Annotated in this window: 21 protein-coding genes and 2 tRNA genes; 9 read left to right on the forward strand and 14 right to left on the reverse strand. The window is 33.4% G+C overall.

The features are described 5' to 3' along the window. Positions 1 to 78: 78 nt before the first annotated feature. The 3 genes from ASE40_RS12300 to mutS form a co-directional block, all read right to left on the reverse strand. Positions 79 to 164: transfer RNA gene (locus ASE40_RS12300), tRNA-Leu, on the reverse strand. A 14-nt stretch (positions 165 to 178) separates the two neighbouring features. Further along, positions 179 to 251, reverse strand: a tRNA-Gly gene (locus ASE40_RS12305). Positions 252 to 414: 163 nt separating this feature from the next. After that, entirely contained in the window at positions 415 to 3,021 is a 2,607-nt protein-coding gene (gene mutS / locus ASE40_RS12310; RefSeq protein ID WP_057117333.1) for a DNA mismatch repair protein MutS, read from the reverse strand. A 159-nt stretch (positions 3,022 to 3,180) separates the two neighbouring features. Between mutS and ASE40_RS12315 the strand changes: the two genes are divergently transcribed. The 3 genes from ASE40_RS12315 to ASE40_RS12325 all read left to right on the forward strand — a co-directional run bounded on the left by ASE40_RS12315 (position 3,181) and on the right by ASE40_RS12325 (position 6,462). Next, complete coding sequence (locus ASE40_RS12315; RefSeq protein WP_057117671.1) at positions 3,181 to 3,612, forward strand: DUF1573 domain-containing protein; 432 nt, start codon at positions 3,181 to 3,183, stop codon at positions 3,610 to 3,612. A gap of 75 nt (positions 3,613 to 3,687) precedes the next feature. Continuing rightward, entirely contained in the window at positions 3,688 to 4,224 is a 537-nt protein-coding gene (locus tag ASE40_RS12320) for an RNA methyltransferase (RefSeq protein WP_057117336.1), read from the forward strand. Between the two features lie 42 nt (positions 4,225 to 4,266). Next, positions 4,267 to 6,462, forward strand: coding sequence for a T9SS type B sorting domain-containing protein (locus ASE40_RS12325; RefSeq protein WP_057117338.1), 2,196 nt, complete (start codon positions 4,267 to 4,269; stop codon positions 6,460 to 6,462). 111 nt (positions 6,463 to 6,573) lie between these two features. Here ASE40_RS12325 and folK read toward each other — a convergent pair whose 3' ends face one another. Continuing rightward, entirely contained in the window at positions 6,574 to 7,707 is a 1,134-nt protein-coding gene (gene folK, locus ASE40_RS12330; protein WP_057117340.1) for a 2-amino-4-hydroxy-6-hydroxymethyldihydropteridine diphosphokinase, read from the reverse strand. A 138-nt stretch (positions 7,708 to 7,845) separates the two neighbouring features. Between folK and sppA the strand changes: the two genes are divergently transcribed. The 3 genes from sppA to ASE40_RS12345 all read left to right on the forward strand — a co-directional run bounded on the left by sppA (position 7,846) and on the right by ASE40_RS12345 (position 13,331). Next, positions 7,846 to 9,603 (forward strand): signal peptide peptidase SppA, encoded by a 1,758-nt coding sequence (sppA, locus tag ASE40_RS12335; RefSeq protein ID WP_057117342.1) that lies wholly within the window; start codon positions 7,846 to 7,848, stop codon positions 9,601 to 9,603. Between the two features lies 1 nt (position 9,604). After that, positions 9,605 to 10,555, forward strand: a complete 951-nt coding sequence (locus ASE40_RS12340) for an alpha/beta hydrolase family protein (RefSeq protein WP_057117344.1) — start codon at positions 9,605 to 9,607, stop codon at positions 10,553 to 10,555. 175 nt (positions 10,556 to 10,730) lie between these two features. Then, positions 10,731 to 13,331, forward strand: coding sequence for an AsmA-like C-terminal region-containing protein (locus ASE40_RS12345; RefSeq protein WP_057117345.1), 2,601 nt, complete (start codon positions 10,731 to 10,733; stop codon positions 13,329 to 13,331). Positions 13,332 to 13,376: 45 nt separating this feature from the next. On the opposite strand, the gene ASE40_RS12350 is transcribed toward ASE40_RS12345, so the two are convergent. Together ASE40_RS12350 and ASE40_RS12355 are read right to left on the reverse strand one after the other, a co-directional pair. Beyond that, positions 13,377 to 14,459, reverse strand: coding sequence for a glycosyltransferase family 9 protein (locus ASE40_RS12350; protein WP_057117347.1), 1,083 nt, complete (start codon positions 14,457 to 14,459; stop codon positions 13,377 to 13,379). Positions 14,460 to 14,717: 258 nt separating this feature from the next. After that, entirely contained in the window at positions 14,718 to 15,512 is a 795-nt protein-coding gene (locus ASE40_RS12355; RefSeq protein ID WP_057117349.1) for a DUF2797 domain-containing protein, read from the reverse strand. Positions 15,513 to 15,753: 241 nt separating this feature from the next. Between ASE40_RS12355 and ASE40_RS12360 the strand changes: the two genes are divergently transcribed. Both ASE40_RS12360 and ASE40_RS12365 read left to right on the forward strand, forming a co-directional pair. Further along, positions 15,754 to 17,277 carry a GH3 auxin-responsive promoter family protein gene (locus tag ASE40_RS12360; RefSeq protein ID WP_057117351.1) on the forward strand — a complete coding sequence of 508 codons (1,524 nt, stop codon included), beginning with the start codon at positions 15,754 to 15,756 and terminating at the stop codon, positions 17,275 to 17,277. Positions 17,278 to 17,303: 26 nt separating this feature from the next. Continuing rightward, positions 17,304 to 17,543, forward strand: a complete 240-nt coding sequence (locus ASE40_RS12365; protein WP_057117353.1) for a hypothetical protein — start codon at positions 17,304 to 17,306, stop codon at positions 17,541 to 17,543. Positions 17,544 to 17,626: 83 nt separating this feature from the next. On the opposite strand, the gene serB is transcribed toward ASE40_RS12365, so the two are convergent. The 7 genes from serB to ASE40_RS12400 form a co-directional block, all read right to left on the reverse strand. After that, positions 17,627 to 18,856: a phosphoserine phosphatase SerB gene (gene serB, locus ASE40_RS12370; RefSeq protein ID WP_057117356.1), complete on the reverse strand. Its 1,230-nt coding sequence runs from the start codon at positions 18,854 to 18,856 to the stop codon at positions 17,627 to 17,629. 158 nt (positions 18,857 to 19,014) lie between these two features. Next, positions 19,015 to 19,449 (reverse strand): VOC family protein, encoded by a 435-nt coding sequence (locus tag ASE40_RS12375; RefSeq protein WP_057117357.1) that lies wholly within the window; start codon positions 19,447 to 19,449, stop codon positions 19,015 to 19,017. 122 nt (positions 19,450 to 19,571) lie between these two features. After that, the gene (locus tag ASE40_RS12380) at positions 19,572 to 20,009 is read right to left on the reverse strand and encodes an SRPBCC domain-containing protein (protein WP_057117672.1); all 438 of its coding nucleotides are present in this window, start codon (positions 20,007 to 20,009) and stop codon (positions 19,572 to 19,574) included. A gap of 1 nt (position 20,010) precedes the next feature. Beyond that, a complete protein-coding gene (locus ASE40_RS12385; protein WP_057117359.1) occupies positions 20,011 to 20,421 on the reverse strand; it encodes a VOC family protein in 411 nt (136 codons plus the stop codon). A gap of 88 nt (positions 20,422 to 20,509) precedes the next feature. Beyond that, on the reverse strand, positions 20,510 to 20,914 hold the full coding sequence (locus ASE40_RS12390; RefSeq protein ID WP_057117360.1) for an SRPBCC family protein: 405 nt from the start codon (positions 20,912 to 20,914) through the stop codon (positions 20,510 to 20,512). A gap of 29 nt (positions 20,915 to 20,943) precedes the next feature. Beyond that, on the reverse strand, positions 20,944 to 21,354 hold the full coding sequence (locus tag ASE40_RS12395) for an SRPBCC domain-containing protein (protein ID WP_057117361.1): 411 nt from the start codon (positions 21,352 to 21,354) through the stop codon (positions 20,944 to 20,946). Between the two features lie 2 nt (positions 21,355 to 21,356). Continuing rightward, a complete protein-coding gene (locus ASE40_RS12400; RefSeq protein ID WP_057117363.1) occupies positions 21,357 to 21,764 on the reverse strand; it encodes a VOC family protein in 408 nt (135 codons plus the stop codon). 140 nt (positions 21,765 to 21,904) lie between these two features. On the opposite strand from ASE40_RS12400, the gene ASE40_RS12405 reads away from it, so the two are divergent. Continuing rightward, positions 21,905 to 22,870, forward strand: a complete 966-nt coding sequence (locus ASE40_RS12405) for a GlxA family transcriptional regulator (protein WP_057117365.1) — start codon at positions 21,905 to 21,907, stop codon at positions 22,868 to 22,870. Between the two features lie 270 nt (positions 22,871 to 23,140). Here ASE40_RS12405 and clpX read toward each other — a convergent pair whose 3' ends face one another. Beyond that, complete coding sequence (gene clpX / locus ASE40_RS12410) at positions 23,141 to 24,373, reverse strand: ATP-dependent Clp protease ATP-binding subunit ClpX (RefSeq protein ID WP_057117367.1); 1,233 nt, start codon at positions 24,371 to 24,373, stop codon at positions 23,141 to 23,143. Between the last annotated feature and the right edge of the window lie 43 nt (positions 24,374 to 24,416).

Genomic DNA, 24,416 nt, shown 5'->3' on the forward strand with positions numbered 1-24,416 from the left:
AAAATAAATTTACTTCGTAAATTTATTTTTTACAAGTTTACACAATAAAAAAAGCCTCTTCAAAAGAAGAGGCTTTAGTACTCAGAGCGGGACTTGAACCCGCACGAACATTGCTGTTCACTGGATTTTAAGTCCAGCGTGTCTACCAATTTCACCATCCGAGCATTATATGATTTTGAGCGAAAAACGGGGCTCGAACCCGCGACCTCGACCTTGGCAAGGTCGCGCTCTACCAACTGAGCTATTTTCGCGTTTCAAATTCTATTTAAGAACTCTGCAATACTTGACTTGTTTCGTATTGCGAGTGCAAATTTAGGACATTTATTCAATTACACAAGCATTTTTTTTAAAAATATTTTACTTATTTTATAACTTTCTGATAACCTAAACTTTAAACTTGAAAATTTTTTAAATTTATTTTTTCACTAACATTCTTTTAATCTCATTCAGCTTCATCAGGGCTTCTACTGGCGTGATTGCATTAATATCGAGGCTCAAAATCTCTTCTTTTATCTCTTCCAATAAAGGATCATCCAAATTAAAGAAACTCATCTGCATTTCGTCATTAGCCGCTTTTATTCCTTGCAAAGCATCACTGGAATGATTCTTCTCTAATTTCTTCAAAAGTTTTTGTGCTCTAGAAATAACAAGCTGCGGCATTCCCGCCATCTTTGCAACGTGAATTCCAAAACTATGAGCACTTCCTCCTTTTACCAGCTTTCTAACGAATAAAACAGTATCCTTTAATTCCTTTACCGCCACATTAAAATTCTGGATTCTCGGCATCGATTCTGTCATTTCATTCAATTCATGATAATGCGTCGCAAATAAAGTTTTTGCTCTTCCTGGATGCTCGTGAAGGAATTCAGCAATTGCCCAAGCAATCGAGATTCCATCATACGTACTAGTTCCTCTTCCAATTTCATCCAGCAACACCAAACTTCTATCTGAAATATTATTCAAAATAGAAGCGGTTTCATTCATTTCAACCATAAATGTAGATTCACCCATCGAAATATTATCCGAAGCTCCTACTCTTGTAAAAATTTTATCTACAATTCCCATTCTAACGCTGTCTGCAGGAACAAAACTTCCCATTTGAGCTAAAAGCACAATCAAAGCAGTTTGTCTCAAAATAGCAGACTTACCAGACATGTTTGGCCCGGTAATCATAATAAGCTGCTGTGTTTCTCTATCCAGAAAAACATCATTGGCAATATACGGCGTTCCTACCGGCAATTGTTTTTCAATTACAGGATGTCTTCCGTTTTTAATATCTAATTCAAAAGTATCATCGATTTCCGGCTGTACATATTGGTTTTCTACTGCCATCTGAGTAAACGAACACAAGCAATCTAACTGGGCAACCAAATAAGCATTCATTTGAACCGGCTTAATATATGTACTTATCCAAGCCACCAATTGTTCAAAAAGCTCACTTTCTATTTTGTATATTTTTTCTTCGGCACCTAAAATCTTGGTTTCATATTCTTTTAATTCCTCTGTAATATATCGCTCAGCATTTACAAGAGTCTGTTTACGAATCCATTCTTCTGGAACTTTATCTTTATGTGTATTTCTAACTTCAATGTAATATCCAAAAACATTATTAAAAGAAATTTTCAGCGATGAAATTCCTGTTCTTTCTGATTCTCTTCTTTCAATTCCTTCTAAAAATTCTTTTCCAGAAGTTGAAATCGCACGAAGTTCATCCAATTCTTCATTAATGCCGCTTGCAATTGCATTTCCTTTTGAAATTGCAACAGGCGCATCTTGATTTAATGTCGTTTTAATTTTTTCGCGAAGCAGCTCACAAGCATGAAGACTGTCTCCAATTACTTTTACAGCTTCCTGCGGACTTTCGAGCGCCAAAGTTTTTATCGGAATAATAGCATCTAGAGATTCTTTTAAATAAATAATTTCTCTTGGAGATACCTTTCCTGCAGCGATCTTAGAAATTAAACGCTCTAAATCAGAAATCTGCTTAATTTGATATTGAATGTTATGCAGAATTTCTGGATTCGACTTTAAATAAGCGACAACTTCATGTCGGCTTTTTACTTTATTACTGTCTTTTAAGGGCAGAGCAAGCCAGCGTTTCAATAAACGTCCTCCCATTGGAGAAAGTGTTTTATCGATAACATCTAAAAGCGTAACTGCATTTGGATTATAACTGTGATATAATTCTAAGTTTCGAATCGTAAAGCGATCCATCCAAACATAGGCATCTTCTGCAATACGCTGAATTGCCGTGATATGCTGCACACGATTATGCTGTGTTTCTGATAAATAATACAGAATTGCACCAGACGCAATAATTCCTTCTTTTAATTCCTCAACACCAAATCCTTTTAAAGAAACGGTTTGAAAATGTTTGGTCAGGGTTTCTAAAGCATAATCTTCTTTATAAATCCAATCTTCTAGATAAAAACTATGAAAATCTTCACCAAAAGCGTTTTTAAAATCGTTCTTGTTATTTTTTGGAACTAAAACTTCGCTTGGGTTAAAGTTCTGCAATAATTTATCAATATACTCTGCATTTCCCTGAGCTGTTAAAAACTCTCCTGTAGAAACATCCAGAAAAGAAATTCCGATATTTTTATTGGCAAAATAAACCGAGGCCAAAAAGTTATTTGATTTTGAATGCAGTACTTCATCATTTAAAGAAACTCCGGGAGTTACCAATTCTGTAACACCTCTTTTGACAATGGTTTTAGTCATTTTTGGATCTTCTAACTGATCACAAATCGCTACACGAAGTCCGGCTTTAACTAATTTTGGCAGATAGGTATTTACAGAATGATGCGGAAAACCAGCCAGAGCCGTTTCTGTATCAGACCCTGCTCCTCTTTTAGTTAATGTTATTCCTAAAATCTTTGAAGCTCTAATGGCGTCTTCTCCAAAGGTTTCATAAAAATCCCCTACTCTGAAAAGCAGACATGCATCAGGATATTTAGCCTTGATTTCGTTGTACTGTTTCATCAAAGGTGTTTCTTTCACCACTTTATCTTTAGCTGCCAAATTATTATGTTTTAAATGAAAAAATTAAGACAGCGAATTTATGATTTTTTAACGGCAATTCGAAAACTTCAAAAATTAAAATATTTTAAGATATTTTTAGGTTGTGGTTTCAGAATTTTACATAGCTTTGTTTATCATTTAAAAAAAGACCCTAAAAAGATGAAAAAAATAATTTTATTCGCTATGTTAGCTGTAGCTGGTATTACAGCTACTAATGCACAAACAACTAAAAAAGCTAAAGCTGCTAAAGTTGCAAAAGTTGAAGGAGCAGGAATGCTTTTCGAAACAGAAACTATTGATTACGGAACTATCGCTCACAATGCTGATGGTAAACGTGAGTTTGTTTTTGTAAACAACGGAACTAAGCCATTAATCATTACTAACACTACAGGATCTTGCGGATGTACTGTTCCAACTACTCCAAAAGAACCAATTGCTCCAGGAGCTAAAGGTGTTATTGGTGTAAAATATGCTACTGACAGAGTTGGTGCTTTTACAAAAACTGTAACTGTTACTTCTAATGCTGAAGGACAACCTACAAAAATCCTTACTATTAAAGGTACTGTTTTACCAGATCCAGTAAAAAGCTAATCTGAAAAACATATAAATAATCGAAAAAGCTTCCTTATCTTTGGAAGCTTTTTTTATGACTACAATTCAACACCAATGAGAAAACTCGAAAACAGCGAACTAGACCGTAAATCTATAGAAGATTTTAAGAAATCTGAAAAAACACCTTTAATATTAGTTTTAGATGATATCCGAAGCCTTCACAATATTGGTTCTGTTTTTAGAACGGCAGATGCATTTTTGATTGAAAAGATTATTTTATGCGGTATTACTGCCACTCCTCCAAACAAAGAAATTCATAAAACTGCTCTTGGCGCGACTGAAACTGTAGCATGGGAACATCATGAAAATGTTCTTGAAGTTATTGAAAATTTAAAGAAAGAAAATGTGCTTACAATGGCCATTGAACAGGTTGAAAGTGCGATTTTTCTTCAAGATTTTACAATTGAAAAAGATCAAAAATATGCACTGGTATTTGGTAACGAAGTTTATGGTGTTGCACAGGAAGCTGTTGCAATATGCGATGGATGTATTGAAATCCCTCAGCTTGGCACCAAACACTCACTAAATATAGCAGTTAGCGCTGGAATAGTAGTTTGGGATTTGTTTCAAAAAATAAATTGGCCGAAATAGAAATTATTTTTTTTGTTATTAATTAATTGATATTTTTAGCAAATGAAAAATATCAAATTACTAACCATTCTTGTTTTATTTTCCGTTTTAAGTTTTAATTTTTCCATTGCAAATGAAAATACAAAAACTTTTAACAAAAAGAATACACTTACTTCAAAACATTCTATAAATCCCAAAATAAAGAAGCATAAGAAAGACAATTTCGTAATTGATCCTCCTAAACTTATTGCAGAAGGAGATCAATTATACTGTCCACAAACTACAATTAATATTGTTACTGATTTTACCATCAATCATGATCCTGCAGAAAACGGAACACAGGTACTTTATATACAGATTTCATCAGGATACTCAAGCGGACTTGATCGCTTAGAATTAGCTAATCCTGCATCACATCCAAATATTATAACGAGCTGGGATGCAGCTTCAGGAAAATTACAATTATCTGGATCAACCTCTTCCACTATAATTCCGTATGCTGATTTTGTTGCTGCAGTAAAAGATGTTGTATTCACCAATTCGTCTGCAACGGCATCTGGAACAAGAACTTTTTCTATTACAATCGGTCAAGCTAATTATCTTCCTTCTACAGGACATTATTATTTATTTATTCCAAATGTAGGCGTTACATGGACAAACGCAAGAGATTTAGCCGCTGCCAGTACATATTACGGTCTTCAAGGATATTTAGCTACAGTTTTATCTGCCGATGAGGCTAAATTAATTGGTGAACAGGCTTCTGGAACTGGATGGATTGGCGGAAGCGATGCGGAAACAGAAAGTGTCTGGAAATGGGTTACCGGCCCTGAAGCTGGAACTATTTTTTGGAACGGAAATGCAAACGGTTCGACTCCAAATTTTGCTTTCTGGAATACGAGAGAACCTAATCAGCAGGGAGATGAAGATTATGCACATATTACACAGCCAGGAGTTGGAATAAGAGGCTCTTGGAACGATTTATCAAACACAGGATCATTGACTCCCGGCGATAATTATCAGCCAAAAGGATATGTTGTAGAATACGGCGGAATGCCAGGCGAAGCTCCACTGGAAATTGCAGCAAGTACAAAAATTACAATTCCCGTTGCAACGCCAGCAGCAAATCCGGGTCCAGTTTGTGATTCGGGAACTTTTACATTTACTGCAACGGCATCAAGTGGAGCGACTATTGGATGGTATGATGCCGCTACGGGAGGAAATTTATTAGGAACCGGAACTTCTTACACCACTCCCTCAATAAGTACAACTACAACTTATTATGTTGATGCGGGCTGCGAATCGAATAGAAAATCTGTAACTGCTACAGTAAATGCCACTCCAGCAACCCCAATTACCGAACAAAATACATATACTAATTGCGGACCTGGATCTGTAACTATTAAAGCAACTTCAAATATTGGAAGCATCAACTGGTTTACAGCTTCTACAGGAGGAAATAGTGTTTTTTCGGGAAATAATTTCGTAACTCCTGTAATTTCTTCCAACACGACTTATTATGCTGAGTCTTCTAATAACGGCTGTATTAACTCCACCCGAATTCCTGTAGACATTGTAATTTATGCACCGCCTGCAGTAACTGATGAAACTTTACCTCTGTGCCAGCTTCAAACTATAACACTAGACGCGGGGATTTCTGGAATGAATTATCAATGGTCAAATGGAGCAACAACTCAAACTACTACCATTAATTCTGGAGGAACTTATACTGTTGATGTTACTAGTCCAGCTCCTGAGAATTGCACAAGCAGAAAAACTATAGTGGTTGAAGAGCATAAAGTTCCACAAATTGATCGTATCGATGTTGAAGGAACAAGAGCGATTATCTATCCTGTTAAAGCCGAAAATTATTTTGAATATTCTCTGGATGGAATTAATTATCAAGATTCCACCATTTTTTATAATGTTCCTGGCGGGCTTCAAACGGCTTATGCGCGAGAAAAGAGCGGATGCGGACAAGTTACCAAACAATTTGTAGTTCTTGTTTTTCCTCCATTTTTCACTCCAAACAACGACACTTTCAATGATGTATGGGAGGTAACTGGAATGGAAAATTATCCGCAGGCAGAAGTCACTATTTTTGACCGATACGGAAAACTAGTTGCACAATTAAGCAGATCAAAAATGGGCTGGGACGGCAATTTAAACCAAATTCCGCTTCCTGCTTCTGATTATTGGTACGCTTTAAAAATTGATGATACTAAGCCGATTTTAAGAGGTCATTTTACTTTAAAAAGATGATTTAATTAGATAATGTGTCAATTTGAGAATTAGAAAATGTGCCAATTTGAAAATTAGATAATTTAAAAACACAAAAGAATTATCTAATTGACTAATTATCTAATTACCACATTAGCGTAACTTCTTCTTGATTTCATCTAAGATAAAAACGTAGTCTTCGTGTTTTTTTACAAAATCACGATCTGAAACGTCGATTATTAAAACATTCAAGTCGGTTTGCGATTTTATGTATTCTAAGTATCCGTTGTTGATTTTATCTAAATAGGATGCTTCGATGTTCTGTTCATAATTACGGCCGCGTTTCTTGATATTTTGAAGCAGACGTTCTGTATTCTGATATAAATAAACGTACAGATCTGGTTTCGGCATTTCTTTGTAAATGATATCGAACAAATTTCTGTACAAACGATATTCATCTTCTGCAAGCGTAATTTTAGCAAATATCAGCGATTTAAAAATATGATAATCAGCTACAATAAAATCTTTGAACAAATCAAATTGAGCCAAATCATCTGATAACTGCTGATAACGATCGGCTAAAAATGACATTTCTAACGGAAAAGCATACCTGTTTTGATCTTTGTAAAACTTTGGAAGAAACGGATTATCTGCAAATCGTTCTAAAACCGTTTTAGCATTAAAATCTTCTGCAATTTTATGCACCAAAGTAGTTTTCCCTGCACCAATATTTCCTTCAAAAGAAATATAATTAAATTGATTTAAAGGAATTTCATCGAGCGGGTTTTTCAAATCCTGAACAATAGTACAAACACTTTCGTCTGGAGTAACAGCAATTAGTTCTGTTATAGTTTTCTGCAAAATAGGATGTTTCCAATTTAGCTTCAAATCCTGCATCGGGAGCAAAACAAAATTCCTATTTTGCATCAGCGGATGCGGAATTTTTAGTTTCTCTGAATCAATAATTTCATTATCATAAACAATTAAATCAACATCAATAATTCTGGATTGATAACCTTTTTGATTCAAGCGAATTCTTCCCAGCTCTTTTTCGACCTTCAAAACCTGATTTAGTATTTTTTGAGCAGAAGAATTGGTATGCAAAAGAAGTGCACAATTATAAAATGCATCACTCTCAAAACCCCATGCAGGAGTTTCGTAAAGTTTTGAAACCTGAATGACAGTACCTACTTTTTGATGGATTAAATCAATACATTTTTGGATGTTTTCTAGTCTGCTGCCTTGGTTGCTGCCTATCGATAAAACGACTTGATGCTGTAATTTCATAATTAATGCAAATTAACTAAAACTATTTTAGAATTAACCAATATATTTGTGAAACGACGTCTTAGATTTTATCATAATTTTAGATGTCTAATTTGTAACATTTTGCCCTTTTTCTCTACTTATTAAAAAAATATACATATGAAGTTTTTAGGAAATGTACTTGCTACCGTAATTGGTATTTTTGTATTTATTATGCTCTTCTTTTTTGGAGTAATTTTTATTGTCACACTTTTTGGCGGAGACGACAAGGTTTCTGTTAAATCTGATTCGGTTATTGAATTTAATTTAAAGGAAATCAAAGATGATTATGCTGGGAAGTATAAAGATCCTTGGGTAACTGCTTTTTCTGATAAAAAAGGTATTGGTTTAACTGATGTGATTAATGCAATCGAAGCGGCTAAAACAGATGATAATATTAAAGGAATCTCTATTTTAAATGACGAATCTTCGTTGGGTCTTGCTCAATACAAAGATTTAAGAAATGCTCTTGAAAGTTTTAAAAAATCAGGAAAATTTGTTTGGGCTTATGCCAATACATATTCGCAGAAAGAATATTATTTAACTTCTGTAGCTAATACAATATATATAAATCCAGTTGGTGATTTAGATTTTAAAGGACTTTCTTCTGAAGTAATGTTCTTCAAAGATTTTCAAGAAAAATCAGGAATTCACATGGAAGTGATCCGTCATGGAAAATATAAAAGTGCCGTTGAACCTTTTTTACAAAATAGTATGAGTGATGCCAACAGAGAACAGATTACTGCGCTTTTAAACTCAATTTGGGCTACTGTTTCTTCCGATATTTCAAAAAGTAGAAATATTCCGCTGCCAAAATTAAATGAAATTGCCAACGGACTTTTAGCAAGAACTCCTGAAATGGCAAAGCAGCAACATTTGGTAGACGTAATTGCTTATGAAGATGTGTATCACGATGCCATTAGAAAAGCATTGAAAGTAGATAAAGATGAAGATTACAATAAAATTTCGATTTTAGATTATACTCAAAATAATGCTACAACTGCCCTAGCTAATACTGCAACTGATCAAATTGCAATTATTTATGCTCAAGGTGAAATTGGAAGCGGCGAAGGAGATGTAAATACTATTGGAGAAGGTTCGATGCGTCGTTCTTTGCAGGAAGCAAGAAAAAATGACGACGTAAAAGCGATCGTTCTTAGAATTGACAGCCCAGGAGGAAGCGCCCTGACTTCTGATTTAATCTGGAGAGAAATTGAGGTTACTAAAAAAGTAAAACCAGTCGTGGTTTCTATGGGGAATTATGCTGCTTCTGGCGGCTATTACATTGCCTGCAACGCCAATAAAATATTTGCAGAAAACAATACAATTACAGGATCAATTGGTGTTTTTGGAGTACTTCCAAACTTCAGTCCTTTGGCTAATAAATTAGGAATCAATTCAGAACAAGTAAAAACTCATGAAAACGCAGCAAATTACAGTCCGTTTTTGCCAGTTGATGAGAAGTTCAAGGCTTTTACCTTAGAAGGAGTCGAAAAAATTTACAACACTTTTGTAACGCGTGTAGCAAACGGACGTAAGATGTCTTTCGATCAAGTTGATGCTATTGCGCAAGGCCGAGTGTGGTCAGGAACAGAAGCTTTAAAATTAGGTTTAGTAGATAAAATTGGAGGATTGAATGCTGCAATTGCCGAAGCTGCTAAGATTGCCAAAATAAAAAAATACAGCACTCAGAATTATCCTGAATACGAAAAGACTTTTAACGATTTACTTTCTACTATGCCTTTTGCAAAATCGAAAGAAGCTTTTATTAAAGAAGAAATTGGAGAAGAAAATTATCTTCTTATCGAACAGGTAAAGAAATTTCAAAAACAAAAAGGAATACAAGCATTAATGCCTTACGGAATCAATATTTATTAATATGAATAAGATAATCCTTTTTTTAACGGTTTTGTTTTGGAGCGTTTTAAATGCGCAGAACAAAAAAGAAATTACTTTTAAAGAAACTCCAGCGGTCTTAAAAATAAATACCAATCAAATTTTTGGTACGCTGACTACGCCAGATCTAACAAAAAAATATCCAGTCGCTTTGATTATTGCAGGATCTGGACCAACAGATAGAAATGGCAACAATGCAATGATGAAGAACAATTCTTTAAAAATGCTGGCAGAGGCGCTGGCTAAAAATGGAATTGCATCTTTAAGATTTGATAAAAGAGGAATTGGCGAAAGCAAAGCAGCCGGCGGATTATCTGAAAGCAGCTTGGTTTTCGAAAATTATATAGACGACGCTAAAAGCTGGATTAATTATTTAAAACAAGATAAACGTTTCTCTAAAATAGTAGTAATTGGGCATAGTGAAGGATCATTAATAGGAATGATTGCGTGCGCCAAAGCAGATAAGTTTGTTTCGATTGCGGGTGCAGGTGATTCTGCAGATAAAATTATCAAAACGCAGATTGGTTCAAGATCTATGAAACAGCTTAACGATATGACTTTTCCTATAATCGACAGTTTAAAAAACGGATTTACAGTAAAAAAAGTTGATCCGATGGTGGTTTCACTTTTCCGACCAAGTATTCAGCCTTATCTCATTTCTTGGTTCAAATACAATCCTCAGACAGAAATAAAGAAAGTTACTATTCCAATTTTAATTCTGCAAGGAAACAATGATATCCAAGTTACTGTGAAAGATGCCGAAAATTTATCTGAAGCCAATAAGAATTCTGAAATGGTTATAATTGACAAAATGAATCACGTTTTAAAAATCATTGACGGTGATAAAGACGCCAATTTAGCGAGTTATAATAATGAAACACTTCCTATATCTGAAACGCTGGTCGATAAGATTGTTTCATTTATTCAGAAATAGTGAAATAAAGAATATTAAAAATCCGTTTGAACTAATTTCAATCGGATTTTTTTTATTTAACAAACAAAAGTAAAATTCTTACATTTTTAAGAAAACTTTATCTGCGCACTCTGCTAAAAAAAACTATTTTTGCAGGAGTCGATTTTTAAGATGTTAAACCCTCAAATCTATTTATATGCTAAAGAAAGTTTTAAAAATAAGTGCCATAGTCATTGTGGTATTTGTTGCCGCATTATTTGCCATTCCGTATTTCTTTAAAGATCAAATTAAAGCCAAAATTGCCGAAGCCATTAACGAAAGTGTTGATGCCAAAGTAAGTTTTAAAGATGCTGATTTAAGTTTATTCAAAAATTTCCCAAACGCAACAGTCGGAATTGAGAAACTTGTGATTATTAACAAAGCTCCTTTTGAAGGCGATACATTGGTTTCTTTAGGCGAGTTAAATTTAAAAATGAGTATCAAAGAACTTTTCAAAGGAAAAGAAGAACCGTTAAGCATTCAGGGAATTAGTTCTACAAACGGATTAGTAAATATCATCTTCAATAAAGATGGTGTTGGAAACTTTGATATTGCATTAAAAGATAAAAAAGAAGACAAAAAAAGTGAAGAAAGCAAACCGCTTTCTTTAAAAATTCAAAATTATAAAATCGAGAATTTCACTTTTAGATATATCGATCAAGGTTCAAAAATCAAGATGGTTATTGACAGTTTGAATCATGAAGGAACTGGAGATTTTACGAATTCAAAATTAGATTTGGATACAAAAACTACTGCAAAAGTTTCATTGGACATGGATAAAATGAATTACATGAAAAATGTCAAACTTACTTTAGACGCAGTTCTTGGAATTGATTTAGAAAAAAGCAAATATACTTTTAAAGAGAATAAAGCTTTAATCAATCAATTACCTTTGGAATTTGACGGATTCATTCAAATGGCTGAAAATAAACAGATTTACGATTTGAAATTTAAAACACCTACTTCATCATTTACCAACTTCTTAGGATTAATCCCTTCAGCTTATGCTTCGAGTTTAGACGGCGTAAAAACTACTGGAGATTTTACCGTAAATGGTTTTGCTAAAGGTGAATTAACAGAAACAACTGTTCCTAAATTTAATATTGAAATCGCATCTAATAATGCTTCTTTCCAATATCCAAACCTTCCAAAATCTGTTCAGAATATTGTAATTGATACTAAAATCATTAACGAAACTGGAATTCTAAACGATACTTATGTGAATTTAGACAAGTTATCTTTCAGAATTGATCAGGATGTTTTTAACGCTAAAGCGAATATTAAAAACATAACCGTAAATCCGATTGTTGATGCGGCTTTAAAGGGAACAATCAATTTGGCGAACCTTTCGAAAGCATATCCAATTAAAATGGATAAACCTTTGGCTGGAATTTTAAAAGCTGATGTTACAACTAATTTTGACATGGCTTCTGTTGAAAAAAGCCAGTATCAAAACATAAAAAATGCTGGAACAATGAGTTTATCTGGATTTAAATATACAGATGAAAACAATAAATCTATGAACATCAGTACGGCATTGGTAGAATTCAATCCGAGCAAAATTAACTTAAAACAGTTTAATGCGACAACTGGAAAAAGTGATATTGCTATCAACGGAGTGTTGGAGAATTTCTACGGTTTTATGTTTAAAAAACAAGAACTTAGAGGAAACTTCAACATGAGCTCGAATCAATTGGCTGTTGATGATTTTATGACTTCTGGCGAACCTGCAAAAACAGAGACTAAAACTCCGGCAAAACCAGCTGAAGCAATGAAGATTCCTGCTTTTTTAAATTGTACTTTAAATGCAAAAGCTACAACTGTTTTATACGACAATTTAAAACTAAAAGATGTTTCTGGAAAGTTACTTATCAAAGATGAAAAAGCAACTTTAGAAAACTTTAAAACTTCTATTTTTGGCGGAACAATTGGTCTTAATGGTGCTGTTTCTACAAAAGAAAAGGTTCCAACTTTTGATATGAATTTAGGTTTTAATCAAGTTGATATTGCACAGACTTTTACGCAATTGGACATGATGAAAAAAATTGCCCCAATAGCTGGAATTATTAATGGAAAATTAAATTCGACTATTAAACTGAATGGAAATTTAGATGCGAAAGAATTAACGCCAGATTTAAAATCGATTTCAGGAGACTTAATCGGTCAATTGCTTTCGACTACCGTAAATGCTAAAAACTCAACTTTACTTAATGCCTTAAGTTCAAATGTTAAGTTTATTGATTTAAACAAAGTTAATTTAAATGATATTAAAGCAGCTCTGACTTTTGAAAACGGAAGAGTAAACGTAAAACCATTTGATATTAAATATCAAGATATTAAAGCTACAGTTGGAGGAACTCACGGTTTTGACCAAACTATGAATTACACCATTAAGTTTGATGTTCCTGCTAAATATTTAGGAACAGAAGCCAACAATTTAATTGCAAAATTGTCTGCTGCAGATGCTGCAAAACTGGATAATATTCCAATAAATGCTTCTTTGACTGGAAACTTTTCGAATCCTAAAATCAGTACAGATATGAAAACTGCCGTAAGTAGTTTGACTACACAACTGGTTAATCAGCAGAAAGATAAATTGACTCAAAAAGGAACTTCGGCTCTTACTGATTTAATCAACAAAAACACAAAAGCTAAAGATACAACGCAGGCTGCAAAAACAGAAAAAGAACAGAAAACACAAGAGGTTACCAAAAAAGCAAGTGATTTGCTGAATGGTCTTTTCAAAAAGAAAAACTAATCTCAGTATACTAATAAAAAGGCCAATCAAATGATTGGCCTTTTTTTATACTGCTTTAGGATATACTTTTAATTTCCCGTTATCTAAAATTGAATTGATAATTTGGAAATATTCTAATGGCATACATTTTCTAGTATCCACTCCTACACTTCCACTATCATAAGGGGCGTATTTTTTTAATTCTGAAACTGAGAACAATCCAACAGTTGGCGTTTGAGCAGCACTTGCTAAATGCATAATACCGCTGTCTGCACCAATAAACAAATCTACATTTGCCAATACAGATCCCATTTCGCGAATATCTTTACTGTAATAGGTTGGCGCTTGGAACCCAATTTGCGAAACGTTTTCGACTGGCAATATTTCAATAATATTATAATTGCTGTATTCTTCTTTAAGTTTAGAATAAAAGTTTTCCCACCATTCTCCTGAATAGCATTTAGCTCCCGTTGCATAAGTAAAGATACAGATTGTTCGTTTTGATGGATCTGGAGTTATAAGATCTAAAATTTTCTTTCCGTTATCGAGCTCTGCATCAGTAAGCTTAAGATCCAAAGATGCTACTATTTTATTGCTTTTAGGCAATCCTAATTTTGTCAAATAAGTCCTGAAATTATAAACCGGGTATTTAGCAATATGATCATAATCCGTTTTTGACTCTGTTAGCTCACCGTCCAAATCTCCGTAGAATTTATACTTTGCTCTTGAAAATCGTACAGCCAATCTGCCAGAAGAAGAATTTTGATCGACATTTATAGCCATATCATAAGGTTCGCTCTTAATAGAAATCCAAACCTTCATATACTCAACTAAACTTTTAAAAGGTTTTTTGGGTAAATGAATTGTTTTGTTAACTGCCTGATAATTTTCAAAAACAATTGGTGCTAATGTACCTTTTACAAACAAATCAATTTTACAATTCGGGAAAGTTTCTGCTACTTCTTGAACCAGCGGCGTAATTAATAAAAGATTGCCCAGTCTGCCATTTGGTCTGCAAATTAAAACGCGTTTAATTTCAGCTTTATCAACCAAAACAATATCACGTTCCGTTTTTGGTTTTCCAATGTTTTTAGTCAGACCACGCATCACGCCTCTTCTAAAATTGTTTATTTTGCTTAAAGTACTCATTTATTATTTATAATTAAAGAATTAAATAATTTCGATTTAATTTTAAAAAAAAGCCTTAGATAGAACAAACTTCAAATCTAGGCTTTTTTTTGTTTCTAAAATTAATTTCTTTGAATAAGTAATTATTACAAAATTGTAATCAAATTTATCAAAATTCACATCACCTATTCTTAAAAATTCTAAAAATACAATGATTATGATAATTGATGAAAATTATTATAAGGGTGCTGAATAAGGATAGACAAACAGGAAATAATGCTAGACGTCTATACTTACAACATAGCCTTCGGAACCACGAACATTAAAAACAGTTCCGTTTTCAAAAATTAAATATTGTCCTTTTATCCCAACTAATTTTCCTTGAAACGAAGGCATTTTATCCAGATTTAAGCTATTTACTTTTGCAGGATAACTCAAAACAGGATATTGTAAATCGTACAAATCATCTTTTTGAGAATAAAAATAATCTTTAACCTCAGCTGGAATTAAACTTTCAATTTTCACTTTTTCTGCAATTAAATCAAAAGTTTCGGTAGAATTTTGAAGCATTTTTCTCCAATTGGTTTTGTCCGTGTAATGGTTTTTTAAAGCAACCTCTGTAATTCCTGCCAGATATCTATTTGGAACCTCAACAACTGCAATTGCCTGAGATGCACCTTGATCGATCCAACGAGTTGGGACTTGAGTTTTACGAGTTACTCCTACCTTTATTTCGCAAGCAGCGGCTAAATACACGATATGCGGCTGTAATTGTGCTTTTGATTCATAATCTAAATCACGGTCTGCAATTCCTAAATGTGCTGTACTTAATTCTGGTCTCATAATCCAGTCACCAACTGCCGGACTAGAATAAAAACAGTCGTAACAAAAACCTTGACGGTAAATTTTCTTCTTTTTACTGCAATTTAAACACTGGCAGCCCAAAAAGCTAATTTCGATTTCTTTATCCAATAATTGATTAACATTTAGAAAACTGTCTTCAAAGACCAAATAATATTGAATTGGACTTCCAAGTTCGGTTTGCATTTTTGTCAGGACACCTTGATATTGCATTCGTATTTTTATTTATATTGCTATTTTGGAATTATCAAAAGAATTGGACATTTTAGTGTTAAAATTCGACCTACTAATTAGAATCTTTGCTAGAAATCGGGTTGTTTTTTACAAAAAAATACTATTTTTGATATGAAGACAAAGTTACTATTTGTCTCTCGATATTCAAATTTTAAGTTTTTTGTTTTTACATCACCTGTAAAATTTAAAACCTAAAATCAGTAATCTAAAAAACAAATTCATGCCTCTATCTATAATCAATTCGTTTGCATCATGGGTCCTTAAACAACGGATTCACCAAATAGAACTTTTTTTAAAATACCCAAATGAAGTTCAAGAAGAACTATTGCACAACTTATTGACGGCATCTGAAAATACTGTTATTGGAAAACAATATGAATTTTCGACAATAAAATCTTATCAAACTTTTGCAGAAAGAGTTCCTATTGCAAGTTATGAGGAATTACAGCCTTTAATTGAACGTACACGTCAGGGTGAACAAGGCGTTTTCTGGGAAACTCCAATTAAATGGTTTGCCAAATCGAGCGGTACTACAAACGCAAAAAGTAAATTTATTCCTGTAAGTAATGAAGCACTAGAAGATTGCCACTACAAAGGCAGTAAAGATCTTTTATGCCTGTATTTGAATAACAATGAAGATTCTGAACTTTTTTTAGGAAAAAGTCTTCGCTTAGGCGGAAGTTCTCAGATTTACGAAAATAACAACACCTTCTTTGGCGATTTGTCTGCAATTTTAATTGAGAACATGCCAATTTGGGCTGAATTCAGCAGTACACCAAGCAGTAAAACTTCGTTAATGAGTGAATGGGAAACTAAAATCGCTGCAATTATTAATGAAACCAAAAATGAAAATGTTACCAGTTTTGCGGGAGTTCCTTCCTGGATGCTGGTTTTAATGAATAAGGTTTTAGAAAATACTGGTAAACAAAGTTTATTAGAGCTTTGGCCAAATCTTGAAGTTTATTTTCACGGCGGAGTGAGTTTCTCTCCTTACAAAGAACAATACAAAAAATTGCTTCCTAGCAAAGATTTTAGATATTACGAAATTTACAATGCCTCTGAAGGCTTTTTTGCGATTCAGGATTTGAACAATTCGAGTGATTTATTATTGATGCTTGATTACGGGATTTTCTATGAATTTATTCCGATGGACACTTTTGGAACTTCGAATCAAAAAGTAATTCGTTTGGTCGATGTCGAATTGAATAAAAACTATGCTATTGTAATTACTACAAATTCTGGTTTGTGGCGTTATTTAATTGGCGATACAGTTCGTTTTACATCATTAAATCCATATCGTATAAGAGTTACTGGAAGAACCAAACATCATATTAATGTTTTTGGTGAAGAATTAATGGTTGAAAATACCGATCAAGCCATTGCAAAAGCCTGCCAGATTACACAAACTGAAGTGATTGATTATACTGTTGCTCCTATTTTTATGCAGGACAAAGAAAAAGGCGCACACGAATGGATGATTGAATTTAAGAAAAAACCTGCTGATTTTGGCCTTTTCCAAAAAGTTCTAGACGAAACTTTACAGACTTTAAATTCAGATTACGAAGCTAAACGCTACAATAATATGACTTTAAACCCTTTAGTAATTAATGTAGCTCGTGAAAATCTATTTTATGATTGGCTGAAGGAAAGAGACAAATTAGGCGGACAGCATAAAATTCCAAGACTTTCGAACCAAAGAGATTATTTGGAGCAGTTGAAGGAGATGCAGTCTATTAAAGTTTAATTTTCCAATTAAAATCTTCAACTAAAATGAAAAAGAATTTTAACGAAATGACTAGTGAAGAATTAGTCAAAACACAAAAATCTTTAAAAACAGTAACTTACTTATTTGGTGTGGTATTACTTTTTTTGTTTGGACTTAACATTTTTCTTGTAGCGAATAAAGGTTTTAGCGCCTCTAATGTTATTCCGATTGCATTGCTTCCTATTTTTATTTTGAATATGAATACTTTAAAAGAAATTAAAAAGGAGTTAGAAGCTCGAAAGTAATTTTTCTCTATTGTCAGGCTGAGCGGAGTCGAAGCCATTTTCTATATAAAATCTTGCAACTTCGCTCAGAGTAACAATTCGAATTACATCATATCAATATATCTGTCGTGGTAACCTAAAAGATATAAAACTCCGTCAAGACCTAAACTTGAAATTGAAGTTGAAGCGCTTTCTTTTACTTTTGGTTTGGCATGGAAAGCGATTCCTAGACCCGCTAAATTTAGCATTGGTAAATCGTTTGCTCCGTCTCCAACTGCAATGGTTTGATTAATGTGAATTCCTTCTTTCTCAGCAATTGCTTTTAAGAATTCTGCTTTTTTCTGACCGTCTACAATATCACCTATATATTTACCCGTAAGTTTTCCGTCTTTTATTTCTAACTGATTGGCGTGAACATAATCTATTCCTAATTCTTTTTGCAGGTATTCTCCAAAATACGTAAACCCTCCAGAAAGTATTGCCGTTTTATAACCGTAATATTTTAGAGCTTTCATTAAACGATGTGCTCCTTGTGTTATTGGTAAATTGACTGCAACATTTTGCAGTACTTCTTCGCTTAAACCCTCAAGTAAAGCCATACGCTGCTTGAAACTTTCGTTGAAATCAATCTCTCCATTCATAGCCGATTCTGTAATAGCTCTTACTTGATCTCCTACTCCATTAAGTTCTGCAAGCTCGTCGATTACTTCTGTTTGAATAAGCGTTGAGTCCATATCGAAGCATACTAAACGGCGGTTTCTTCTATAGATATTATCTTCTTGAAAAGAAATGTCAACATTAAGTGTTCTGGAAATTTCCATAAAACTTGCCGTCATAATAATTTTGTTTACAATTTCGCCTGTTACAGACAATTGAATACAAGAACGCGGATACTCTTCTTTTTCGACAATAGAAGTTCTTCCTGTTAATCGAATGATAGAATCGATATTCAGGTTTTGATCTGACATTATTTTGGTCACTGCTGCTAATTGTGAAGCGGCCAGTTTTTCGCCCAAAATATTGATGATATAGCGCTGTTTAGATTGTGATTTTACCCACTTTTCGTAATCTTCAATAGAAATCGGAATAAATTTCACTTTAATTTCTAGTTCATAGGCTTTAAACAAAAGATCTTTTAAAACTGGCGCAGAAGAAGACCCTGCTTCAATCTCGAATAAAATTCCAAGTGACAGCGTATCATGAATATCAGCTTGTCCAATATCTAAAATATTAGCATCGTACGCAGCCAATACAGCTGTTAAACCTGCTGTAACTCCAATTTTATCGTGTCCTGAAACTTTTAATAAAATTATCTCTTTATCTTCTATCGCCATTTTTCCTATTATTGATTTTGAAGCGACAAAAATCGACAATCTATGCTTTATAAAAAAGAATAATCTTTGTTTTTTTGAAAAGAAAAAGCACATTTTCATGTGCTTTTTGGAGTAATTTAACAATTATGTTCCGCTATTAAAATAACATAACTTTTTAATTATTTATTCGGCTGATTTTCATCAAAATTTACCATCCAGTTCACACCGAATTTATCTTTGAACATTCCAAAATATGCACCCCAGAAGGTTTTGTTCATAGGCATTTCTACTTTTCCTCCTGCCGAAAGTCCGTTAAAAATTCTATCTGCTTCATCTGTGCTTTCTACATTAATCGAAATGGAGAAATTATCGCCAAAACCAACATCCCCATATCTTGGATGACTGTCACTTCCCATTAAAATCGTATTCCCAATTGGGAGTGAAACGTGCATAATTCTATTTAGAGCTTCCTCAGAGAGTTGCTCACCTTCTTCTGCTGGTGCGTCTTTGTATTTTCCGATGTACGGAAATTCGCCGCCGAAAACTGATTTATAAAATAGAAATGCTTCTTCGCAAGTTCCATTAAACATTAAATAAGGATTTATTGCTGCCATGATGTTTTTTTATTAATTGTTGATTGTTAATTATAAATTGTTAATGTCTTTTTTACTAATCTTTTAGTTATAGATACACTCTTTACTCTTTTCTCTTTTCTCTTTAATCTTTACTCTCTTACTTATTCCTCAGACAATTCTTTAATTCGATCCAATGCTTTTGGAAAAGTACCTTTAAAATAGTCTATATGCTTTTCGGTTACATCAACTTCTACCTCAAGATCAACTGCATCTCCGTTTTGAGTTAATCTATAGGTTTCCATTGAACCGCTCCATTCATTTGTTTCTTCATTGAGGGGTAATTCCTTAAAATCTTTCAGTTCTCCCAAATGCTTAAAAGCCATATATTCATTTGGGATTTTTTTCTCGATTATACTATTCATTCCTCCACCGTCAGGCCCAAGAAAGTGTATTTTTCCACCTTCGTTCCAATCACTTACTGCATACGACCCTTCATAAAAAACTCCGGTCCATTTTCTGTAAGTTTCGTCTTCCCATAAGACTTTCCAAATCTTTTCTTTAGAAGCCTTGATACTGATATTAAATTTTAATTTTTCCATCTTAATTTGGTAATTTACTAAAGTCCATAAATAAAACATTCCAACGATGACCGTCTAAATCGGCAAAACCACAGCCGTACATCCAACCTTGACTTTCTGCAGGAGGAGCAAAAACAGTTCCGCCAGCTTCTTTTACTTTTTCTGCTAATTCATCAACTTCTTCTCTGCTTTCAGCATCAATCGAAATCAATACTTCCGAGCTCGATTTAGTATCGGTAAGACTGTTTTGAGAAAAGCTGGAAAAAAGCATTTCTTCAAAAAGCATTACAACAAAATGTCCTTCACCTACAACCATGCACGTCGAACTTGGCGTATCATGCTGTTCATTAAACGAAAAACCAATTTTCCAGAAAAAATCTTTCGCTTTTGCTACATCCTTTACAGGAAGATTCAACCATATTTGTTTTGTCATTTTTTTGTTTTTTTTTGGTTAGATATTGTGATAGTAAGTAATGTGTAAGCCTCTGAACCTTTGAACCTTTGAACCTCAAGAAAAAGAATTAATTGTTTTCTGCGTAATTTTTAAAATTATCCAAAATTGCCTGCCAGCCTGCGCGCTGCATTTCTTCTGGATTTTGCGTTTCTGGATCAAAACTTTCAACAATTTCGACTCCGTCTGCCGTTTCTGTAAACTTAATTTCAACCTTTCTTCCATCTGCCATAACATATTCGAGTGCACTTTTTGGTTTAACCAAAGTAAATTCACCTTCAAAATCGAAACTCATGCTTCCATCTTTTGCTGCCATAGTCGATTTAAATTTTCCTCCTTCTCTTAAATCAGATTCTGCATACGGTGTGTGCCAGTCTGGAGATGCAAAACTCCAATTCTTAACATGTTCTGGCGTATTCCATAAATCCCAAACTTTGTCTAAAGATGCATTAACGGTATTTTTGATTGTTATCATGATTTTTATTTTATAATTTATAAATTGATTTATCGTTTAAAATTCTCCACGTAGCTTTTAAAATTTTGAATGATAGCCGTACAAAATTTTTCTTCCATATCTGCAGATTCGATTGCTGTCGGCTCAAATGTTTCAGTAATTTTTACTTGATTATCTTGATTTTCAAAATGAACACTTGCCGTTCTATTATCATAAAGCTTATATTCTAGTAATGAAAATTTGTCAATTTTCGTGTATATGCCTTCAAAATCAAAACCATCACTTCCATCCTTTACAGCCATGGTAAATTTAAATTTACTGCCTTCTGTTAGGTTATTTTCTACAAAAGGCGTATGCCAATCTGGAGAAGCATTATTCCAATTTATAATATGCTCAGGCAATGTCCACAGCTCCCAAACTTTTTCTATAGGTGCATTAATTATAGCTTCTACCGAAATCATAGTTAATTATTTGGTATCTGGCTTTCATCCATATAAAAAACTTCCCAATGATGCCCATCTAGATCCAGAAAAGTTCTTTGGTACATCCATTCATAATCATGCTCTTTATTGTAATCAGTTCCGCCGGCTTTAACTGCTTTTTCCATTATTTCATTCACTTTTTCGCGTGTTTCAACAGAAATAGAAATAAGGACTTCGCTGGTTGTAGCGGTATCACAAATTTGCTTATTGGTAAATGTTTTATAAAAGTCCTCAACCAAAAGCATCACATTTATATTTTCACCAACAATTAAACAAGTTCCCTTTTCATTTGTAAACCTAGAATCGAATGAAAAGCCTAAATCCTTAAAAAAGGATACTGAACGATTTAAATCTTTTACAGCAAGATTTAAGAATATCTTTGTTTTCATCTTTATAAAATTACGAATTAATTAAAACAAATGTAAAATTTTAAGATTAGTTAAAAATGCCAATAAAAGTCATTTTTAGGGGCATTTAAGACAAAATGATTATTTTTGTTTGAAGTTACATTTCAAAAACAATAAAAACCATGAGCAAGAAATTAGGATTAATCGTACCTCACGACTACAAATTATTAAGTATTGCAGCGATATTAGAAGTATTTGAAACTACTAACAAACTCAGTTCAGGAAACGAAAAACCATTTGAAATCATGATTTTTCAATCGAAAGAACAAAATGATGAGGGAAATTTGTTTGGATATGTATCTAACGTAATTGAAACGTCTAATATTATTTTGGATCTGATTTTAATTCCCGCTTTTACAACTGACAATATGAGTGAAATGATTAAGAAGAATAAAAATTTCATTCCTTGGCTGCAAAAACAACATCAAGCTGGAGCCGAATTGGCCAGTTTTTGTACTGGAGCATTTTTGTTTGCCGCTTCTGGTTTGTTAAACGAAAAACTGGCTACCACACATGTTGACGCCTGCAGTGCTTTTACAAAAGCTTTTCCGATGGTGAAATTAAAACCCGAAGAAACTCTAACTGCTGATGGAAGTTTGTATACCAGCGGCGGCTCTACCTCAACTTTTCATTTATTAATTCTTTTAGTTCAAAAATTCTGCGGCAACGAAATGGCTGTCAATATTGCTAAAATCTTTTCTATCGATTTAAATAGATATAAACAAAGTTATTTCAGCACTTTTAGACCCAATCATTTGCACAATGATACTTTGGTTGCTATGTTACAGCAAAAAATTGAAAGCCAATATCATACAATAGAAAAACTGGAAGAAATTACCAAAGACATTCCAACAAGTGCCAGAAACATGACACGTCGCTTTAAGCAGGTAACCGGAATTCCGCCAATAGAATATCTTCAGAATATAAGAGTCGAAAGTTCAAAAAAATACTTAGAGCAAACTCAGCTTTCCATTTCAGAAATCATCGAAAAAACAGGTTACAACGACCCAAAAGCTTTTAGAAAAGTGTTCTATAAAATGGTCGGTATGAAACCAATTGAATATAGAGAGAAATTTAGGGTGCAGTAGTTTTTTTTAGCAGCAGAAAATTTTGTTTTCAAAAGAACTTTCGGTCCTGCTCTACACTATATCTTTTGCTCTGAACCCCAGAGCAAAAGGATGCCGTTTCGATCAGGGCTAAAATTCAACTTTTTGTTTTCAGAAGAAAAAAATCTTTAAAATTTATTCCATACAACAAACAAAAAGTTTTTGAAAATCATAAAAAAAACCTGCTCAGTGAGCAGGTTAAAAAAAAAACTTTGTCAAAATTTAAAACTTTGACAAAGTGATATTTAAGATTTAAGAAGCAATTTCCATACGCTTCAATAAATTTTTACTTAATGTGTGTTCTGCGTATTCTTTGTCAATTGTCAGACTTGTGTCATCTGAAGTTGGCAATTCGTACATAGCATCAGTTAGGATAGCTTCACATAAAGAACGAAGTCCACGTGCACCTAATTTGTATTCTAATGCCTTATCCACAATAAAATCTAAAGCCTCGTTTGTAATAGTAAACTCAACATCATCCATCAAGAATAATTTTTGATATTGTTTTATTAATGCATTTTTAGGCTGTGTCAAAATAGCACGAAGCGTTTCTTTATCCAAAGGATCCATATGCGTTAAAACTGGTAAACGACCAATAATCTCTGGAATCAATCCAAAATCTTTAATGTCTTTTGGAATAATGTATTGCAGTAAATTGTCTTTATCAATATTGTCTACATTTTTAGAAGTTGAATAACCAACTGCCTGACGGTTTAAACGTTTAGAAATAATACGTTCAACTCCATCAAAAGCTCCTCCTGCAATAAACAATATATTTTGAGTATTTACCTCAACAAATTTTTGGTCTGGATGCTTACGACCTCCTTTTGGCGGTACGTTTACAACAGTTCCTTCTAATAATTTTAATAATGCTTGTTGAACTCCCTCACCAGAAACGTCACGTGTTATTGATGGATTATCGCTCTTACGGGCAATTTTATCTATTTCATCAATAAAAACAATTCCTCTTTCTGCTTTAGCTACATCATAATCAGCAGCTTGAAGTAAACGGGTTAAGATACTTTCAACATCTTCTCCAACATAACCAGCTTCTGTTAATACTGTTGCATCAACAATAGCCAAAGGAACATCTAACATTTTTGCAATTGTTTTTGCAACTAATGTTTTTCCAGTTCCGGTTTGACCCACCATAATGATGTTACTTTTTTCAATCTCTACTTCGTCGTCTAATTGCTGCTGCATTAAACGCTTGTAGTGATTGTAAACCGCAACTGACATTACTTTTTTAGTTTGATCCTGACCAATAACATATTGATCTAAGAAAGCCCTAATTTCTTTTGGTTTCTTTAAAATTAAATCTCCAACAAGTTTTGCGCTTCCACTAGACTTTAATTCTTCTAATACAATTCCGTGTGCCTGCTCAATACACTTATCACAAATATGTGCATTGATTCCAGCAATCAATAAATTAGTTTCTGGCTTCTTTCTTCCACAAAACGAACATTCTAATACTACTTTAGCCATTCTTTTTTAGTTACTAAGCTGCAAAGTTACTAAGTTTCTGAGA

The sequence above is a fragment of the Flavobacterium sp. Root935 genome (genome assembly GCF_001429295.1).
Lineage (GTDB): Bacteria > Bacteroidota > Bacteroidia > Flavobacteriales > Flavobacteriaceae > Flavobacterium.

Bases quoted from the DNA above. Each gene is read 5' to 3' on its own strand.
- ASE40_RS12315 (WP_057117671.1), top strand. From the start codon at position 3,181: ATGAAAAAAATAATTTTATTCGCTATGTTAGCTGTAGCTGGTATTACA.
- ASE40_RS12320 (WP_057117336.1), top strand. From the start codon at position 3,688: ATGAGAAAACTCGAAAACAGCGAACTAGACCGTAAATCTATAGAAGAT.
- ASE40_RS12325 (WP_057117338.1), top strand. From the start codon at position 4,267: ATGAAAAATATCAAATTACTAACCATTCTTGTTTTATTTTCCGTTTTA.
- folK (WP_057117340.1), bottom strand. From the start codon at position 7,707: ATGAAATTACAGCATCAAGTCGTTTTATCGATAGGCAGCAACCAAGGC.
- sppA (WP_057117342.1), top strand. From the start codon at position 7,846: ATGAAGTTTTTAGGAAATGTACTTGCTACCGTAATTGGTATTTTTGTA.
- ASE40_RS12340 (WP_057117344.1), top strand. From the start codon at position 9,605: ATGAATAAGATAATCCTTTTTTTAACGGTTTTGTTTTGGAGCGTTTTA.
- ASE40_RS12345 (WP_057117345.1), top strand. From the start codon at position 10,731: ATGCTAAAGAAAGTTTTAAAAATAAGTGCCATAGTCATTGTGGTATTT.
- ASE40_RS12350 (WP_057117347.1), bottom strand. From the start codon at position 14,459: ATGAGTACTTTAAGCAAAATAAACAATTTTAGAAGAGGCGTGATGCGT.
- ASE40_RS12355 (WP_057117349.1), bottom strand. From the start codon at position 15,512: ATGCAATATCAAGGTGTCCTGACAAAAATGCAAACCGAACTTGGAAGT.
- ASE40_RS12360 (WP_057117351.1), top strand. From the start codon at position 15,754: ATGCCTCTATCTATAATCAATTCGTTTGCATCATGGGTCCTTAAACAA.
- ASE40_RS12365 (WP_057117353.1), top strand. From the start codon at position 17,304: ATGAAAAAGAATTTTAACGAAATGACTAGTGAAGAATTAGTCAAAACA.
- serB (WP_057117356.1), bottom strand. From the start codon at position 18,856: ATGGCGATAGAAGATAAAGAGATAATTTTATTAAAAGTTTCAGGACAC.
- ASE40_RS12375 (WP_057117357.1), bottom strand. From the start codon at position 19,449: ATGGCAGCAATAAATCCTTATTTAATGTTTAATGGAACTTGCGAAGAA.
- ASE40_RS12380 (WP_057117672.1), bottom strand. From the start codon at position 20,009: ATGGAAAAATTAAAATTTAATATCAGTATCAAGGCTTCTAAAGAAAAG.
- ASE40_RS12385 (WP_057117359.1), bottom strand. From the start codon at position 20,421: ATGACAAAACAAATATGGTTGAATCTTCCTGTAAAGGATGTAGCAAAA.
- ASE40_RS12390 (WP_057117360.1), bottom strand. From the start codon at position 20,914: ATGATAACAATCAAAAATACCGTTAATGCATCTTTAGACAAAGTTTGG.
- ASE40_RS12395 (WP_057117361.1), bottom strand. From the start codon at position 21,354: ATGATTTCGGTAGAAGCTATAATTAATGCACCTATAGAAAAAGTTTGG.
- ASE40_RS12400 (WP_057117363.1), bottom strand. From the start codon at position 21,764: ATGAAAACAAAGATATTCTTAAATCTTGCTGTAAAAGATTTAAATCGT.
- ASE40_RS12405 (WP_057117365.1), top strand. From the start codon at position 21,905: ATGAGCAAGAAATTAGGATTAATCGTACCTCACGACTACAAATTATTA.
- clpX (WP_057117367.1), bottom strand. From the start codon at position 24,373: ATGGCTAAAGTAGTATTAGAATGTTCGTTTTGTGGAAGAAAGAAGCCA.